Annotated in this window: 11 protein-coding genes; 3 read left to right on the top strand and 8 right to left on the bottom strand. The window is 65.8% G+C overall.

The window, feature by feature from the left end:
• Together BI344_RS06755 and BI344_RS06750 are read left to right on the top strand one after the other, a co-directional pair.
• On the top strand, nucleotides 1-2,421 hold a 2,421-nt coding region (locus BI344_RS06755), incomplete at its 5' end, for a PAS domain-containing hybrid sensor histidine kinase/response regulator (RefSeq protein WP_071112222.1).
• 41 nt (nucleotides 2,422-2,462) lie between these two features.
• Nucleotides 2,463-3,605 carry a response regulator transcription factor gene (locus BI344_RS06750; RefSeq protein WP_071112221.1) on the top strand — a complete coding sequence of 381 codons (1,143 nt, stop codon included), beginning with the start codon at nucleotides 2,463-2,465 and terminating at the stop codon, nucleotides 3,603-3,605.
• A gap of 66 nt (nucleotides 3,606-3,671) precedes the next feature.
• On the opposite strand, the gene BI344_RS06745 is transcribed toward BI344_RS06750, so the two are convergent.
• The 5 genes from BI344_RS06745 to BI344_RS06725 form a co-directional block, all read right to left on the bottom strand.
• Nucleotides 3,672-4,214: a hypoxanthine-guanine phosphoribosyltransferase gene (locus BI344_RS06745; protein ID WP_071112220.1), complete on the bottom strand. Its 543-nt coding sequence runs from the start codon at nucleotides 4,212-4,214 to the stop codon at nucleotides 3,672-3,674.
• 62 nt (nucleotides 4,215-4,276) lie between these two features.
• On the bottom strand, nucleotides 4,277-5,149 hold the full coding sequence (galU, locus tag BI344_RS06740; protein ID WP_071112219.1) for a UTP--glucose-1-phosphate uridylyltransferase GalU: 873 nt from the start codon (nucleotides 5,147-5,149) through the stop codon (nucleotides 4,277-4,279).
• Nucleotides 5,150-5,218: 69 nt separating this feature from the next.
• Nucleotides 5,219-6,652: a tetratricopeptide repeat protein gene (locus BI344_RS06735; RefSeq protein ID WP_071112218.1), complete on the bottom strand. Its 1,434-nt coding sequence runs from the start codon at nucleotides 6,650-6,652 to the stop codon at nucleotides 5,219-5,221.
• Nucleotides 6,653-6,664: 12 nt separating this feature from the next.
• The gene (ligA, locus tag BI344_RS06730) at nucleotides 6,665-9,085 is read right to left on the bottom strand and encodes an NAD-dependent DNA ligase LigA (protein WP_071112217.1); all 2,421 of its coding nucleotides are present in this window, start codon (nucleotides 9,083-9,085) and stop codon (nucleotides 6,665-6,667) included.
• Between the two features lie 59 nt (nucleotides 9,086-9,144).
• On the bottom strand, nucleotides 9,145-10,338 hold the full coding sequence (locus tag BI344_RS06725) for a cell division protein ZipA C-terminal FtsZ-binding domain-containing protein (protein WP_071112216.1): 1,194 nt from the start codon (nucleotides 10,336-10,338) through the stop codon (nucleotides 9,145-9,147).
• A gap of 459 nt (nucleotides 10,339-10,797) precedes the next feature.
• Between BI344_RS06725 and BI344_RS06720 the strand changes: the two genes are divergently transcribed.
• Nucleotides 10,798-11,265 carry a MarR family winged helix-turn-helix transcriptional regulator gene (locus BI344_RS06720; RefSeq protein ID WP_071112215.1) on the top strand — a complete coding sequence of 156 codons (468 nt, stop codon included), beginning with the start codon at nucleotides 10,798-10,800 and terminating at the stop codon, nucleotides 11,263-11,265.
• Nucleotides 11,266-11,291: 26 nt separating this feature from the next.
• On the opposite strand, the gene BI344_RS06715 is transcribed toward BI344_RS06720, so the two are convergent.
• From BI344_RS06715 to smc, 3 genes are all read right to left on the bottom strand, one after another.
• On the bottom strand, nucleotides 11,292-11,819 hold the full coding sequence (locus BI344_RS06715) for an energy transducer TonB (RefSeq protein ID WP_158021041.1): 528 nt from the start codon (nucleotides 11,817-11,819) through the stop codon (nucleotides 11,292-11,294).
• A 127-nt stretch (nucleotides 11,820-11,946) separates the two neighbouring features.
• On the bottom strand, nucleotides 11,947-13,326 hold the full coding sequence (locus BI344_RS06710; protein WP_083370106.1) for an MFS transporter: 1,380 nt from the start codon (nucleotides 13,324-13,326) through the stop codon (nucleotides 11,947-11,949).
• Between the two features lie 161 nt (nucleotides 13,327-13,487).
• The gene (gene smc, locus BI344_RS06705; RefSeq protein WP_071112224.1) at nucleotides 13,488-16,976 is read right to left on the bottom strand and encodes a chromosome segregation protein SMC; all 3,489 of its coding nucleotides are present in this window, start codon (nucleotides 16,974-16,976) and stop codon (nucleotides 13,488-13,490) included.
• Nucleotides 16,977-17,067: the final 91 nt, after the last annotated feature.

The raw sequence follows: 17,067 nt of genomic DNA, 5'->3' as shown, positions 1-17,067 counted from the left end.
ATGCACGAGGCCGATGAACAAGTGCACCTGCTGCTGCGGGGCATCGAGTCGATGTCCACCGGCTTCCTGATCGCCGACGCCCGCATGCCGGAGCTCCCCACCGTGTTCGTCAACGACGGCGTCAGCCGGATAACCGGCTATTCGAAAGGCGAGATCCACGAAAAGCATTACCGCTTCTGGCAGGACGACGACAACGACCCCGCCACCATCCAGGTGCTGGAGCATGCCATTACCCATGCGAAGCCGGTTTCGGTGCTGCTGCACAACCGGCGCAAGGACGGCAGCCGCTTCTGGAACAACATGTCGCTGACGCCGATCTACGACAGCCACAACCTGCTCACCCACTTCGTGGCCGAAGTGCACGACATCAGCTCGCAGATCGAGGCCGCGGAAGCGATGCGGCTCAACGAGCAGCGCTGGCGCGAGGCGCTGGAATCCACCGGCATGGGAGTGTTCGAATATAATGTGCAGAGCGGCGAAATCCACTTTTCCCCCAGCTGGCTGGCCCAGCTGGGCTATCAGCCGGAAATGATCAACGGCCCCAGCAGCCAGTGGAACGCGCTGATCCATCCCGACGACATCCCTTCGCGCAACCAAAGCATGCGCGCGCTGCTGTCCGGCCAGACGCCCTTCGTCGAAACCCGCTACCGGGTGCGCCGGCATGACGGCAAATACTGCTGGGTGCTGAACAAGAGCGCGATGCTGGAGCAGGACGGCGTCGCGCCCTCCGCGCTGATCCGGGGCACCATCAGCGACATCAGCCTGCAGAAGGAAGCCGAAGCCTTCCTGGTGGACCAGCAGGCCCGGCTGTCGCAGCTGGTCGCCGAGCGCACCACCGAGCTGGAGTACGCGTTGAACGAAGCGCGTTCGGCCGACCAGCTGAAAGACGAGTTCATCGCCAATATGAGCCACGAGATCCGCACGCCGATGAACGCCATCATCGGCTTCGCCGAACTGGCGCTGGCCACCAGCCTCAGCCAGCAGCAGCGCGACTACCTGCAAAACGTGCGCGAAGCCGCCAAGTCGCTGCTGGGCATCATCAACGACATCCTGGACTTTTCCAAATACCGCTCCGGCCGCTTCACGCTGGACATCCACCCCTGCCGGCTGGACGACATCTGCCGCAGCTCGCTGTCGCTGATCGAACCGCTGATCGACCAGAAACGGCTGCAACTGTCCGCGGACTGGCCGGACGGCTTCCGCCACGGCTATCTGGGCGACGCGCTGCGGCTGAAGCAGATCCTGACCAATCTGCTGTCCAACGCGGTGAAGTTCACCGAGCGCGGCTTCGTCAGCCTGCAGGGCCTCTGCCTGGACGACTCTCCGCAATTCAGCCGCTGCCTGTTCATCATCAGCGACAGCGGGATAGGCATGGACGCCGAAACCCGCTCCGGCCTGTTCAGCCAGTTCATGCAGGCCGACGCCACCACCACGCGCCGCTTCGGCGGCACCGGCCTGGGACTGGCCATCTGCCATCAGTTGGTGGAAGCGATGCATGGCAGCATTCGGGTGATCAGCGCGCCCGGCGAGGGGTCGGTCTTCACCGTGGAACTGCCGTTGGAAAAATCCGATCAGCAGATCCACGCCGCGCCGGAGCTGGCGGAGAAAGACATTTCACTCAAGGGCTACCGCATCCTGTTGGCCGAGGACAATGCCTTCAACCGCCAATACGCCTGCGAGCTGCTGAAAGACACCGGCGCCGCCGTGGACACGGCGATGAATGGCCATGAAGCGTTCGAGGCCGTCCAGCGCCAGCACTACCACCTGATCCTGATGGACATGCAGATGCCGGTGATGGGCGGACTGGAGGCCACCCGGCGGATCCGCGCGCTGCCGGACCGGAAAGGACTGCCCATCATAGCCATGACCGCCAGCGCCCGTCCCGAAGACCGGCACCAGGCGCTGGCGGCCGGCATGGACGACTATCTGAGCAAACCGATAGATCTGGACACCTTCTGGCAAACCCTGGCCAAGTGGTGCGCCTCTCCGGTGGAGGCCGCCGCGCCGCCGCCATCCGAACGGCAGCGTGCGTCCGCGGACCTGCGCATCGAAACGCTGCGGCAGTTCGACACCGTCGGCGCGCTGGCGCGGATACGCGGCAATACCGAACGCTACCAACGCATGCTGCGCAGCTTCGCCGAGCACTGGCGGACGCAGGCTGCCGGCTTCCGGCTAGATCCTGGCAATGAGGCCAGGGAGGCGCTCCAGCGCCAGGCTCATACCCTGAAAGGCAGCGCGCGCACCATAGGCGCCGAACCGCTGGCCGAGACCGCCAGCCAACTGGAGCAGGCCTGCCGCGACCAGCAATTCCAAACCGTGCCGGCCTTGCTGGAACAGCTGCAAGGGCAACTGGAACAGGTGCTGCAGCAAATCGGTCAGGCCCTGGGCGAACCATCCGCGGCGGAACAGGCTATAGATTGAGGCAGGACCACAGCAGAACCGCACAACCGCAAGGGCGCACCATGACAAACACGGACTTCACCATCTGGGCAATAGACGATGATCCGCTGCAACGCATGTTCATCCAAGACGAACTGGGGGAAGACTGGCTGCTGCAGCTGTTCGACTCCGGCGAGGCCGTGCTGGCCGCGCTGCGCGAACAGGCCCCGCCGGCGCTGGCGCTGTGCGACGTCATCATGCCCGGGATCGACGGTTTTTCCGTCTGCCGCGAATTGCGGCAGGCCGACCCCAGGATGCAGATCGTGTTCCTATCGTCCAACACCGGCAACGAGGCCAAGCTGGCCGGACTGGACGCCGGTTGCGACGACTTCCTCGACAAGCCGATAGACGGCGAATTGCTGCGTTACAAGATCCAGCTGGCGCAGCGCGCCAGCCAGCACAAGCACCAGCTGAGCGCCGAGATCGCCAACGTGCGCAGCGTGGCCTTCGAGGCGATGACCAATGCCGGCGAGCTCGGCGTCGTGCTTGAATTCATGCGCCGCAGCCAGGAATGCGGCAACGAGCTGACGCTGGCCAGCCAGTTGCTGGAAACCATACGCAACGGCTACGATCTGAAAGGCAGCATCCGGCTGCGCCGTCCCGACTACAGCGTGGTCGACATTGGCGCCGACGGCGAAAACTGCTCGCCGCTGGCGTCCTCCATCCTCGACAATCTGCAGACGATGGAGCGCATCTTCTCGTTCAAGAACCGCATGTGCATCAACTACCCGCACCTGACCCTGCTGCTGCACAATATGCCGGAAAGCGATCCCGACCGCGTCGGCCGCTTGCGCGACCATCTGGCCATCATCGCCGACGCGGCCGAATGCCGGCTGCAAAGCATACGCAACGAGTCGCAGCTGCAACGCCAGAATCAGGTGCTGGGGGTCAGCATTCACGAAATGACCGAGGCGCTGACGTCGCTGGAAGTGCAGCATGCCCGTTTCAACACCGAAATCAGCGAGCGGGTGCTGGAGTTCTGCTCGCAGGTGCAGCATCTGGCGATAGGCTTCGGCCTCACCGACGAACAGGAATACAAACTTGACATGGCGGTCAGCGAATTCGGCGAAACCATCCGCCAGCTCGACCTTAAGGTCGGCACCGACCAGAAGCTGCAGGCATCGCTGCAGCGGCTGCGCGAGCTGATACAACAGTCGTCGGCCTGAGCCGGCGCGACAAAAAGCCGCGTCCGGCAATGCCGGGCGCGGCTGCGGAACCGCCGATGCGCAGTCTTACTTCAACGCATAGATCGCCGGCAGATTGCGCCAGGCGCCGCGCACGTCCATGCCGTAGCCGAACACATAGCGGTCCGGCACGTCCAGGCCGACAAAGTCGGCGGCGATCGGCTTTTCCTTGGCGATCAGCTTGTTGGCGAACACCGCGCTGAAGCAGGCCTTGGCGCCCATCTCCATCACCTTGTCGCGGATGGCGGCCATGGTGTGGCCTTCGTCCAGGATGTCGTCCAGCACCAGCACCACGCGGTCGCGCACATCTTCCTTCGGCGCCTGCTTCCACACCAGCTCGCCGCCATGGGTCTTGTCGCCGTAACGGGAAACATGGACGTAATCGAAGTCCAGCGGGAAAGCCAGGCGCGGCAGCAACTGGCCGGTGAACACCACCGCGCCGCCCATCACCGACAACACCAGTGGGTATTCCTCGCCCAGTTTTTCGGTGATCTCCACCGCCATCCGATCGACGGCAATGCTGACTTCCTCGGCGCTGAACAGCACATCGGCGCTGTTGATCAGCCCGCGGGCTTCGGAAATATTAGGCATGATGACTCCTTGACAGAACAGGCGACGCCGCCGGGATGCGGCGGCGTAAACGGATAAAACAATCAGTTGCGCTTCAAACCGTCCAAAAAGGCGGCAAATTCGTCCGCCACCTCGTGGTGCTTCAGGCCGTAGTTGACGGTGGCCTTAAGATAACCCAGCTTGGAGCCGCAATCGTAGCGGGTGCCCTTGAACGGCAGCGCCAGCACGGTCTCGCTTTTCATCAGCGCGGCGATGCCGTCGGTCAGCTGGATTTCGCCTCCGGCCCCGGCGCCGGTGTTCACCAGCTTGTCGAAAATCCGCGGCGTCAGGATGTAGCGTCCCACCACCGCCAGATTGGACGGCGCCTCTTCCGGGCGCGGCTTCTCGACGATGTGCTCGACGGCCTGGCGGCCATGCGCATCCAACTTGACCTTGACGATGCCATAGGAACTGGTGTCCTGCGGCGCCACCGTCTCCACCCCGAGGATGGAGGCATGGGTCTCGTCGAACAGCCGCACCATCTGTTCCATCGCGCCCGGCGCGCCTTCGATCAGGTCGTCGGCCAGGATCACCGCGAACGGCTCGTCGCCCACCACCGGGCGAGCGCACAGCACCGCATGGCCCAGGCCCAGCGCCTCGGTCTGGCGGATATAGATGCACGACACCGACGGCGGGATGATTTCCTGCACCAGTTCCAGCAGCTTGTGCTTGTTCTTGTATTCGAGCTCGGTTTCCAGCTCGTAAGCCTTGTCGAAATGGTCTTCGATCGAACGCTTGTTGCGGCCGGTGATGAAGATCAACTCGGTCATGCCGGCAGCAATCGCCTCTTCCACCGCATACTGGATCAGCGGCTTGTCGACAATAGGCAGCATCTCTTTCGGACTGGCCTTGGTGGCGGGCAGGAAACGGGTCCCCAGGCCAGCTACCGGAAAGACTGCTTTGGTGATCTTTTTCATCTCGATTCCGTAACGCAATGACGATTTGAACAATGACAGGGCCGCATTCTAGCCCGACTTGGCTTCAGGTCAAAATGCCGGTTGCTGCCGCAAGGCGGCAATCAGGCCTTTCACCACCGGCTGCCAGGCGCCCGGCAATGGCTGGCGCCACAGCCGCACCGACGGATACCACGGCGCGCTTGGCGCATCCGCCAGGAAAAACGGCGCGCTCTCGGCGCGCAGCAGCGCCCACACCGGCTTGCCCATCGCGCCGGCCAGATGCAGGATGGCGGTGTCCACGCAGATCACCAGATCCATCTCCTCCACCAGCGCCGCGGTATCGGCGAAGTCGGCGATGGCCGGCTGTTTCACCAGCCCCTGCAGTTCAGCCGGCGCGGCGCCGGGCTGCAAGGCGATGAAATCCACGCCTGGGACTCTGCAGATATCGGCAAACAGGGCCGGCGGCACCGACTTGTGCTGGCGCCAGGCGTCGGCGATGCCCACGCCCCAGCGGCCGCTTTCCCATACCACGCCCACTTTCAAGCGCGGGCTGTCCGGCAGATTCGGCGCGAGGCCAGCCCTCGACTGTAAATAGGCCTTGGTCGGCAGATTGCCCAGCGTCACGCCCAATACGCCCGGCAAGGACATCAGCGGCAGCTGGCAATCGTAGGCGGGCGCCGCGTCGGCCTCCAGCAGCTTGACGCCGTCAAACTGGGCAAACAGGCGATGGAAGGTGGCCGGACAGGCCAGCAACAGTTCGGCGTCCGGATGCTCGGCGCGGATGCGCGGCAGGAAACGCGCCATCTGCAGGCTGTCGCCCAGCCCCTGCTCCGACCACAGCAGCAGGGTGCGCCGTCCCAGCGCCTCGCCCCGCCAGCGCGGACCGTCGTGCCGGGCTTGCAGAATGCTGCGCCAGCGTGCCTCGTACAATGGCCAGGCCTCGGCGTAGCGGCCGGCCAGCAATAGCGCGATAGACAGGCTGAACTGCAGATTGGCGTCGTCGGGGGCCAACTCCAGCCCTCCCTGCAGCACGGAGACGGCATCGTCCAGCAACAGCGCGCTGGTGCAGACATTGCCCAGATTGTTGCAGCGCGCGGCGGTGGCGCCGCCCAGCTCTATCGCCTTGAGCAGGCAGGCGATGGCCTCCTGATAATGCAGCTGATGCTGGCGGACGATGCCCAGATTGCTCCAGGCGTCGACATGGTCCGGATCGGCCGCCAGCACTTCCTGCAGCAGGCCGGACGCCAGCTCCAGCTCGCCCAATTCCTTCAACAGCACCGCCAGATTGCTCTTGATGTTGAGCGAGGCGGGATTGAGCGCCGCCGCGGCCAGGTAATCGTCCAGCGCGCGGGCGCTGTCGCCCAGTTGCAGATGCGCGTTGGCCCGGTTGGCCAGCGCCTGCCAGTCCCTGGCGTCTATCGCCAGGCAGCGGTCGAAAACGGCGATCGCTCCCGCGTAATCGCCAGCCGCCGCCAGACGGTTGCCTGCGGCGAAATCGGCCTTCACCACTGCCTTGAGCGCCATGTCGTCTTCCTGTCAGTTTCCGGCCAGCAAGGCCTGCAGGCCGGCTTCGTCCAATATGGCAATGCCCAGTTCCTGCGCGCGGGCGAGCTTGCTGCCCGCCTCTTCGCCCGCCACCAGGTAATGCGTTTTCTTCGACACGCTGCCGGACACCTTGCCGCCGGCGGCTTCTATCATGGCTTTCGCCTGGTCGCGGCTCAAGGTCGGCAGCGTGCCGGTCAGCACCAGGGTCTTGCCCTCCAGCGGCAAGACCTCCGCTTCCGCCGCCTGCGGCAATGCGGCCAGCACCTCCTCGCGCAATTGCGCCAGCGCGGCCAGCGCCGCGCGCTTGTCCGGCTGGTCCAGCCAGTCGGCCAGCGCGTTGATCACCTCGGCCGGCAGTTCCAGATCCAACAGCCGGCGGCGCTCCGCGCCGGCCAACGCCGACAAGCCGGCGATCTGGCCCAGCAGTTGCTGGCTGCGGATTTCAGTCAGCCGCGGAATGCGCAGGCTGGCAAGCAGCGCGGCCTCATCCAGGCGCTCGCGCAACCTGGGCGACGGCTCGCGCTCGTCAGCCGGCCGCACCTCGCGCAGCAAGGCGTCCAGCGCTGCCTCATTGTTGGCCTCGGCAAAGAAGTCCGCCAGCGAATCCGCCACCACCGCGCCGATGTCCGGCAACGCCGCGAACAACGCCGCCGGGCAGCGGCGGATCAGCGCCATGCGGCCCAGCCAGTCGGCCAGCGTCTTGGCGGTGGACTCGCCGACATGGCGGATGCCCAGTGCGAATAGCAACCGCGAGAGCGGCGGCGCGCGGCTGGCGTCGATGGCCTCGATCAGGTTCTCCGCCCACTTGCTGGCTACCTTGCCGGCCTTCACCGTCTCCGGCGTGACGCCCTCGTCCTCGTCGGCGCGGCGCTTCATTTCCAGCAAGTCTTCCAGTTTCAGCCGGTAAAGGTCGGCCACGCCGCGCACGTAATCGTACTCGACCAGCTTGTCGATGTAGCGCTCGCCCAGGCCGTCGATGTCCATCATGCGCCGGCCGGCGAAGTGCTGGATCGCCTGGCTGCGCTGCGCGCGGCAGGACAGGCCGCCGGAACAGCGGGCGATGGCCTCGCCCTCTTCCCGCACGATGTGGCTGCCGCATACCGGGCACGCCGCCGGCAGGCGGTAGGCCGGGTAACGCGGCTCCTCCGCAGCGCTGAACAGGTCGCCGCCGGCCGCCGGCTGCATCGGCCTGCGCTCCAGCACCACCGCCGCCACCTCCGGGATCACGTCGCCGGCCCGGCGCACGATCACGGTGTCGCCGACGCGCACATCCTTGCGCCGCACCTCGTCTTCATTGTGCAAGGTGGCGTTGGTGACGGTGACGCCGCCGACGAACACCGGCTTGAGCCGCGCCACCGGGGTGATGGCGCCGGTGCGGCCCACCTGCTCCTCGATGGCCTCCACCTGGGTCAACGCCTCTTCAGCTGGAAACTTGTGGGCAATCGCCCAACGCGGCGCGCGCGAGACAAAGCCAAGCCTATCCTGCAGATCCCGGCGGTTGACCTTGTACACCACGCCGTCGATCTCGAACGGCAGGCCGGCGCGGCGCGCCATCACCGTCTCGTAATAGCCGGCCAGGCCCGATGCGCCTCGCACCACCGGACGCAGCGAAGCCTCCACCACCGGAAAACCCAGCTCGGCCAGCCAGCCCATCTCGCCCTGGTGGGTGGCCGGCCAGCCGGCGCCCGCCACCTGGGCGATGGCGTAGGCGAAGAAGGACAGGCGGCGTTGCGCGGTGATGCGCGAATCCAGTTGGCGCAGGCTGCCGGCGGCGGCGTTGCGCGGGTTGGCAAAGGCCTTGTCGCCGCGGGCGAGCTGATCGGCGTTCAGGCGCTCGAAGTCGTGCTTCAGCATCAGCACTTCGCCGCGCACCTCCAGCAACGCTGGCGGCCGCGCGTTCTCCAGCTTCAGCGGAATCGCGCGGATGGTGCGCACATTCTCGGTCACCTGCTCGCCGGTGATGCCGTCGCCGCGGGTGGCCGCGCGCGTCAGCACGCCGTTTTCATACAGCAGGGAAATGGCCAGGCCGTCGAATTTCGGCTCGGTGGCGTACTCGATATCCGTCGCGTCCAGCCCCTTGCGCACTCGCTCGTCAAACTGGGTCAACTCGGCGTGGCGTTCAGCCGGATCGTCCAGTTGCATGTCGGAAAAGGCGTTGGCCAGCGACAGCATCGGCACCGCGTGGGTGACTTGGCCGAACTCGGCCAGCGGCGCGCCGCCGACGCGGCTGGTGGGGGAGTCGTCGCGGCGCAGCTCGGGGAACGCCTCCTCCAGCTGTTGCAGCTCGCGGAACAACCGATCGTATTCGGCATCAGGCACCGTCGGCGCATCCAGCACGTAGTATTCATGGCCGTAGCGGTTGAGCAGCTCGCGCAGCTGTCCGGCGCGCAATTCGGAATGGGCTTGGGTCATCGGATATTCTCAAACGGCAAGGGCCGGCATCGCCGGCCCTTTCACAATCGGTTCTGCATTCAGGCAAACAGGCGCAAGGCGGCCACGCTGCCGGGCGCGATGCCCCTGTCGTCCATGCTGCCGTAAATATGCAGCAACTGGTCGCGGATGCGGGCGAGGCCGGCTTCGGTCAACGCCCGGCGGTTGTCATCCACCAGTTGCGCGTCGAACTCCTGCGCCAACTGCTTGGCGAAATACACGGCGCGGTCGAACACATCCACCCCGCCGGCCACGCGCGGCACGTCGAACAGCAGGGTCAGCGCCGGGAACGACTTGTCCAACAGCGTATGGAAGGTAAACGGCATCTGGTCCGCCGCCACCAGCGAATACAGCGTGTTGCCGGAATCTGCCAGGTAATGGAAGGCGCCGTCCGGCTCCAGCTGCAGGCCGGCCGCCTCGGCGAAACTGCGCAGCCGGGCACCCTCGATCGATGCCCTGGGGACGATATTGATGCCGATCAGCACATCGACATCGGCGCAGAAGCGGTCCAACTCGCGCGCCGCCACCAGCTTCTGCTGGCGCTGCGGAAAGCTCACCGCCGCGTCGTGGTCCTCGGCAAAACGCGACACCTGCTGGCAGAAGGCGGCCAGCTCCTGTTCGCTGACCGAGCCGGAGCGGTCCACCATCTGCATGCTGACATTGATCTGCTTGTAGCGGGTGCCGGGCAACGCCTCGGCTACCTTCCACAGGCCGCGCTCGGTGCGGCCTATCAATTGGGTGCGCTTGCCGACATTGAAGCGCGGCATCGCCGCCAGTTCGTGCGGCTCGTGGAACATCACTTCGGCGATGAAGTCCAGCGACGGATCCAGCATCGCCACCACCAGCGCCTGATGATCGGCGGAATCCATCGCCAGCTCCGCCTCGTCCTCTTCGTCCATCACCGGCACGTCGACGTGCTGCAGCGCCGGCTCATGGCGCGGCGCGATCTGCGGTTCCCAGGCCGGCGGCTCCATCGCCGGGATCTCGAACTGCGACGCGTCCGCGTCCTCATCCCGATCCAGCTCCTCATCGACCAGCACCGGCTCCATCCGGTCGGCCCTCACGCCGTCGCGCACATTGTTCTTGGGCACGTCCAGCAGCACATCGCCATGCGGACGCGCGAAAGCCCGGTGCGTCCGCTTGCGGAAACGCCACTCCTGAAACATGTTGAAACCGAACACCAGGGCGATCACGCCGCCGCCCAAAATCAATACACCAATCTGCAATTCGCTCATTAGCCATTCCGCATTAAGGCGAATAATCGAGGCCGACTGCCGCGCCCATGGCGATCCGGCCAGCCAGCCTCCCTCGATTCTGTCATCTTCTGACCGCGCCCGTCCGGCGGCCAGCCCGCCTGCCGCGGGCATTTCAGCATCATTATAACGAAAGCCCGCCATCTCGCGCCATTTGGCATTAGAAAAACGCTTGACAAAACCTCTGCGCAAAAACGGCGGCTCCGCCTGACAGCGGAACGGCGCGCCGCCGGCGCCCGATCAAAGCGGGTCCAGACCCTTAGACCAGCTACGGTTTTCTCCGTAACACTGTATAACGCTCAGAAAAATTCACCAGGATGAATATGACATTTCAGACAGGCGAATTTATCCGGATCGCGTGCCAGAATTGGAGATAACTCTGTCACAGGGCCGTACTAGTCTGTACAACACTGCTTAGAACAGCACGGGGACTCTTTTACGATGAAAAAATCCGATCAAGCCAGTTTCCTGCCGGTCGTGCGCGAATTGTCGCGCACCTACCAGGCCTTTGAACAGTTCGCCAGCTTCAACATCCGCCGGCTCGGACTTACACCGCCACAGTTCGACGTGGTCACCACCCTCGGCAACAGCCAGGGCATGAATTGCAAGGAACTGTCCGACCACACGCTTATCACCAAAGGCACCCTGACCGGCGTGCTCGACCGCCTGGAAGACAAGGGCATCGTCACCCGCAGCATGCAGCCCAACGACCGCCGCAGCGTGTTCGTAGCTTTGACTCCCCATGGCCAGCAATTGTTCAGCCAGGCCTTTCCCGCCCATCTGGACTACATGCACAACGCCTTCCAGCAATTCGGCGAGCAGGACCTGTCCGGCTTCTGCAACGAACTGGGTCGGCTGCGCGCCAGCTTCAGCCAGGCGCTGGAACAGCAGGAGAACGAACCAGCCTGACTCCGATCGCCGTCAGGCGCGCCACGCTATGGCTGAAAGCGCACAGGCACGGTCAATTCCGACTCGACCACTGTACCACCACGCCTGGCAGGAACGAAACGCCATCGCGCCACGGCATCCATCGCCGTCTGATCCAGACGATGGAAGCCGCTGCTACGCGCCAGCGTAACCATTAGGGCTTGGCCGTTTGCGCCGACCCTCACCCTGAGCAGCACCTCGCCCTCTTCCCCCAGCTGACGCGATCGCTCTGGGTAAGAGGGCTGCGGATTCTCCAGATAGGCCGGACCATACAGCGCCTCATGGTCGCCATCGCTCCGGCCTTCTTCTTTCTGCGCCGCGCCGGCATGCGTAGATGCCTCCGCCCCTCCCGTAAGCCCGGTAGCCGGTGCCGTCGCCATTGCTGCCTGTCGCGGCGCGGTCGCCACAGGCGCTGCGGCCTTGAGCGAGCGGCGGCGCGCCGGCGCCCGCGCGTCCGCCCGGCGCTCGACCCCGCCTCCAGCCGCCGCCGCGCCGCCCATATGGGCGGAACGCTCCGCCGCGTCCGACAGCGTCACCGTCACCGGCGTCTCCGCGACAACCGGGAGCGAATGATGCGTCCCCCCGCACCACCAGCCGGCAATGGCCAGCGCATGCAAGCCCAGGGACAGCAAACCGGCCCGCCACATCGCGCTAATCTTCCGCTCAGCAGCGCATGGCCGCCTGGGGACGGCTGTAATGCCACCAGGCCACCGCCGTGCACAGCAGGTAAAACGCAAAGAACATGGCGAACGCCGGCAGAAAGCCGCCAAACCAGCTCAACGACGAGCCGAAAGCCTTGGGAATGACAAAGCCGCCGAAGGCCGCCATCACCGAGCTGACATTCATCGCCGACGCGCCGCGCCTGCCGCCGCGGGCATAAGCCTGCTGCAGGCTGTCGCCGCGCAGCTGCGCCTCGCGCCCGGCCAGCAGCAGAAACACCTTGGGGGCCAACTGGTAGGATGAACCGTTGCCTACCCCGGCGGCGAAGAAAATCAGCAAGAACATCGCCAGGAACCAAGCGAACTCGCCGCCGCTGCTAGCCGACGGCAGACTCAGATAAACCCCCGCGGTGCCCAGCGCCATCAGCAGATTGCTGGCCACGGTGGCGATACCGCCGCCTATCCGGTCGCCCATCCAGCCGCCCAAGGGACGCGACAAGGCGCATGCCATCGGGCCGACAAACAGATAGGGGCTGGCGTCAACCAGCGGAAACATGCTGCGCGCCAACAACGGAAAGGCGGCGGAAAAACCCAGAAACGTGCCGTAGCTGCCCATGTACAGCAGACAGATATACCAAGTGTGCCGATCACGCATCGCATCCAGCTGATCCCGCGGGGTGATGCGCAGCCTGGGCAGATCATGCGCGTACAGCAGGCAGGCTGCGGCGACGATCAGCACCAGCGGCAGCCAGACATAGGCGGCGTTCTGCAACCAGACGAAATGCACTTCGCCGCCGCGGCCCCAGACCTGCGGCTCGCCGCCATGGACGCCGAACAAGGGATAGAGAATGCACAGCGGGATCAGCAACTGCGCCACCGATACGCCCAGATTGCCGAGGCCGGCGTTGAGCCCCATCGCCAGACCCTTTTCCGACCTGGGGAAGAAAAAGCTGGTATTGGACAAATGCGAAGCGCTGGCGCCGCCGCCGATGCCGCACAAGCCGGCCACCAGCAACAGTTGCCAGAACGGCGACGCGATGTCCTGCACCACCGCGCCCACGCCGCAGGCCGGCAGCAACAGCAGCAGCGTGGAGAAGCCGAGCCACAAGCCGCCGCCCACCCAACTCCAGACCCAGGAATAGACCAAGCGCATCAGCGCGCCCACCAGCGGCGGTATCGACACCAGCAGGAACTGCTGCTGGTCGGAGATCAGGAAGCCCACCGCCGGCAGGTTGACCACCACCATGCTCCACATCATCCAGATATTGAAATTGAGATGCAGGGAGAAGGTGGACAGCCACAGATTGCGCCGGGCGATACCGCGACCCCGGCTCAGCCAGAAAATGACGTTTTCCGGTTCCCAGCGTTTGATGCTTACAGTCATGACTTCACTTCCACAATGGCAAGCGCGCGGCGGCATGCCTGCCCGCCGCGCCCGCGCGTCAGTGTTTGGTCTGCAGAATGGTTTCGATCAGGCCTATCGTGCCGGCGGCGCAGTATGCCATCCGTCCGCGCCGACCGGCTTGCGCCGCGTCAAGGGCGATGTCAGACGGCCTCGCGCATCTTCAATGCTTCGACGATGTCCACCGCCACGATGCGGCTCACTCCCTGCTCCTGCATGGTCACCCCCACCAGTTGCTCGGCCATTTCCATAGTCAGCCGGTTATGGGAAATATAGAGGAACTGGGTGCGCTCCGACATTTGCTTGACCAGATCGCAGAAGCGACTGGTATTAGCGTCGTCCAGCGGCGCGTCCACCTCGTCCAGCAGGCAGAACGGCGCCGGATTGAGCGAGAACAGCGAGAACACCAGGCTCATCGCCGTCAGCGCCTTCTCGCCGCCGGATAGCAGATGGATGGTGCTGTTCTTCTTGCCCGGCGGCTGGGCGATGATCTGCACGCCGGCATCCAGCAGATCCTCGCCGGTCAGCACCAGCTCGGCGCGGCCGCCGCCGAACAGCGTCGGGAAGAACTCGCGCATCTTGGCGTTGACCGCCTCGTAGGTTGCCTGCAGCATCTCGCGGGTTTCGCCGTCGATCTTGGCGATGGCCTCTTCCAGCGTCGCCATCGCCTGGTTGAGGTCGTCGGACTGGCTGGCCAGGTATTCGCCGCGTTTCTTCGCCTCGTCCAGCTCCTGCAGCGCCGCCAGGTTGACCGCGCCCAGGCCTTCCAAGGCGCGCGCCAGGCGGGCGATCTCCGCCGCCAGCGCGTTCGGTTTCACGCCGTCGTTGAGATCGGCCAGCAGCGCCGCCTCGTCGGCCTCCACCTGCGCCAGCTCCTCGGCGAAACGCTCCATTGCCAGCCTGGCTTCCTGATGCTTGAGCAGCCAATCGGAGCGCGCCTCGCGCAGCGCCGGCAGCGCGGCATTGGCTTCCTGCTGCCGCTGCGACAACTCGCGCATTTTTTCGGTCAACTGATTGAGCTGGTCGCGCACCGCAGCCAGCTTGCGCTCGCGGGTTTCGCGTTCGGCCAAGGCCAGCTGCAGCGCTTCTTCCGGCACCCCCTCGTCCACCACTTCGGCCTCGCCGGCCAGCGTTTCCAGCCTCTGCTGCAATTGCTCGTCGCGGTCGGACAACTCGCGGCCGCGGCGCGACAGCTCCGCCACCTTCTGCTCTGCGCTATGGAGCGCCAGCTTGATCTCGTGCAGCACGCGCTCGGCGTCGCGCGCCTTGTTGCGCGCCAGTTGCAGGCCGGTTTCGGCGTTCAGCCGGTCCAGCCTCACCTCCTCCAGCTGCAGCGCCAGTTCTTCCAAGGTCAGCGCCGCCTCCTCGCCCATCAGCTCGGCTTCGGCGATGCCTGTCTCGGCATGCGCGCGCTCCTCCGCCATCCGCCGGCGTTCGGCCTCTATCGCCGCCAGCCGCGCCGCGCCCTGGCGCGCCGCCTGGTCCAGCTTGACATGCTCAAGCGTGACGGCGTTCAGCTCCGCTTCCAGCCGGGTCAACGACCCCCTCTGGCCACGCACCGCCTCGGCCAGCATATTGCCCATGCTTTGCAGGCTGTCGCGCTTTCTCTGCAGGCTGTCCGCCTCCGGTTGCAAACCTTCGGCGCGGGCGCTGGCCTGGTCCAGCAACTGCTTGCGCGCCATCAGGCCGTCGCCGCTGACCTCGGCGTGGTAACGCACGCTGACCGCATCCACCCGGTGGCCTTCCGGCGTCAGCAGGCACTCGCCGGCGGCCAGCTCCGCCCGGCGCGCCAGCGCCGCATCCAGCGTGTCGGCCAGGTAGATGCCGGCCAGCCAGTCGGCCAGCGCGGCGTCGAACGGCGCGGGTGCCCGCACCTTGCCCAACAGGCTGGGCCAGCTGCGCTGCGGCAGCGGATTCGCCGCGCCGGCCGCGCCATCCACCACGACGAGCGCCGCCGGCGGATGTTGATCCGGCAGACCGGCGGCGCGGGCGGGCAAGCGCTCGCCCAGCACCGCCTCCAGCGCGGTTTGCCATGTGGAATCAATCTGCAATGCCTGCCACAGCTGCGGCGCGTCGGCCAGCTGATGGCTTTCCAGCCAGCCTGCCAGCTGTTCGTCCGCCGCCTCGCGTTGCAGCAACGCCGCCAGCGCGGCCGCCTCGGCCTCGGCGCGCGCCAGCTCGGTGCGCTTGGCGGCCAGTTGCTGATCCAGTTTCTCCCGCTCCGCGGCGAGGTCGGCCTGCTTGGCTTCGTCCGCCACCAGCCGCGCGCGCACCGCGTCCAGCGCCGCCCGCGCCTTGTCCACGTCCAGCTTGGCGGCTTCCAGCACGCCGTGTTCCGGCAGATTCAGATCGGACAACTCGCGCGCCAACGCCGCCTCGCGGCCGGATAGCTGCTGCAGGCCGCGCTGCCAGTGTTCTATCTTTTGCCGCGACAGGTCGCGCTCGCGGGTGAGGTTGGCCTGCTGCGCCACCATCTGCGATTGCTGCTGATCCAGCGCGCGGAAGGCGGCCTCGGCGCCGGGCAGCTCGTCGGCGCCGTCCTCCAGCGCCATCTGCGCCTCCTCCTGCCGCAATTGCGCCTCTTCCAGCCGCGGCAGCCAGTCGTCCAGCTCGGCCTCCACCTGCTGGCGGTTGTCGACCAATTGCTGGCGCTCGCTGCGCGCGGCGGCCAGGTCGCGCTCCAGCCGCTGGCGGCTTTGCTCGCGGTGACGCTGCGCCTCTTCCAGCCTGGCCAATTGGGCATTGGCCTCGAACAGTTGCTGCTGCGCCTCGTGCACTGCGTCGCTGGCGGCGAAATGGCTTTCGCGCACCGTTTCCTGTTCGACCTCCAGATGGGTGGCCGCGCTTTCCAGCGCGGCTTCCTCGGTTTCTATCCGCGCCAGCTCGGCGCGGGCGTGCGCCTCGCTGCGCGCCGCCTCCTCGCGCCGCGCCAGCGCCAGCAGGTTCTGCTTGTGGGTCAGCGCGCCTTTAAGGTCGTGGTACTGGGCGGCCACCTCCGCCTGTTCGGACAGGCGCTCCACCTGGCGCTCCAGCTCCTGCTGCAAGTCGGCGATGCGCTCCAGGTTGGCGCGGGTATCGGACAGGCGGTTTTCGGTTTCGCGGCGGCGCTCCTTGTACTTGGATACGCCGGCCGCCTCTTCCAGATAGGCGCGCAGCTCTTCCGGCCGCGCCTCGATGATGCGCGAGATCATGCCCTGCTCGATCACCGCGTAGCCGCGCGCGCCGACGCCGGTGCCGAGGAACAGGTCGGTGATGTCGCGGCGGCGCACCTGCTGGTTGTTGATGTAGTAGCTGGACTCGCCCTGGCGGGTCAGCACCCGCTTGATCGCCACTTCGCTGTACTGGCCCCAGGGACCGGTCAGTTGGCCGTCGCCGTTGTCGAAAACCAGCTCCACCGAAGCGCGCGACACCGGCTTGCGGCTGGACGAGCCGTTGAAGATCACGTCCTGCATCGACTCGCCGCGCAACTGCTTGGCGGAGGATTCGCCCAATACCCAGCGCACGGCGTCGATCACGTTCGACTTGCCGCAGCCGTTGGGGCCGATCACCGCCACCAGTTGCCCCGGCACCGCGATGCTGGTGGGGTCGACAAATGACTTGAAACCGGCAAGCTTGATATGGGTCAGGCGCAAGACATCCTCACTGCTCGTAGTCGAGATAGGCAAAACCGGCATTTTATCAGGCCCGCCGCGCCAGCGGTGCGGCATGGCCGCCAGCGCCGCG

It is taken from the genome of Chromobacterium sphagni (assembly GCF_001855555.1).
Lineage (GTDB): Bacteria > Pseudomonadota > Gammaproteobacteria > Burkholderiales > Chromobacteriaceae > Chromobacterium > Chromobacterium sphagni.
The sequence above is the reverse complement of the archived record's forward strand: the minus strand, read 5'-3'. Positions and strand labels throughout refer to the sequence as shown.

Excerpts from the sequence above, each read along its gene's own strand:
- BI344_RS06750 (WP_071112221.1), top strand. The coding sequence starts at position 2,463 with ATGACAAACACGGACTTCACCATCTGGGCAATAGACGATGATCCGCTG.
- BI344_RS06720 (WP_071112215.1), top strand. The coding sequence starts at position 10,798 with ATGAAAAAATCCGATCAAGCCAGTTTCCTGCCGGTCGTGCGCGAATTG.
- BI344_RS06710 (WP_083370106.1), bottom strand. The coding sequence starts at position 13,326 with ATGACTGTAAGCATCAAACGCTGGGAACCGGAAAACGTCATTTTCTGG.
- BI344_RS06735 (WP_071112218.1), bottom strand. The coding sequence starts at position 6,652 with ATGGCGCTCAAGGCAGTGGTGAAGGCCGATTTCGCCGCAGGCAACCGT.
- BI344_RS06725 (WP_071112216.1), bottom strand. The coding sequence starts at position 10,338 with ATGAGCGAATTGCAGATTGGTGTATTGATTTTGGGCGGCGGCGTGATC.
- BI344_RS06745 (WP_071112220.1), bottom strand. The coding sequence starts at position 4,214 with ATGCCTAATATTTCCGAAGCCCGCGGGCTGATCAACAGCGCCGATGTG.
- ligA (WP_071112217.1), bottom strand. The coding sequence starts at position 9,085 with ATGACCCAAGCCCATTCCGAATTGCGCGCCGGACAGCTGCGCGAGCTG.
- galU (WP_071112219.1), bottom strand. The coding sequence starts at position 5,149 with ATGAAAAAGATCACCAAAGCAGTCTTTCCGGTAGCTGGCCTGGGGACC.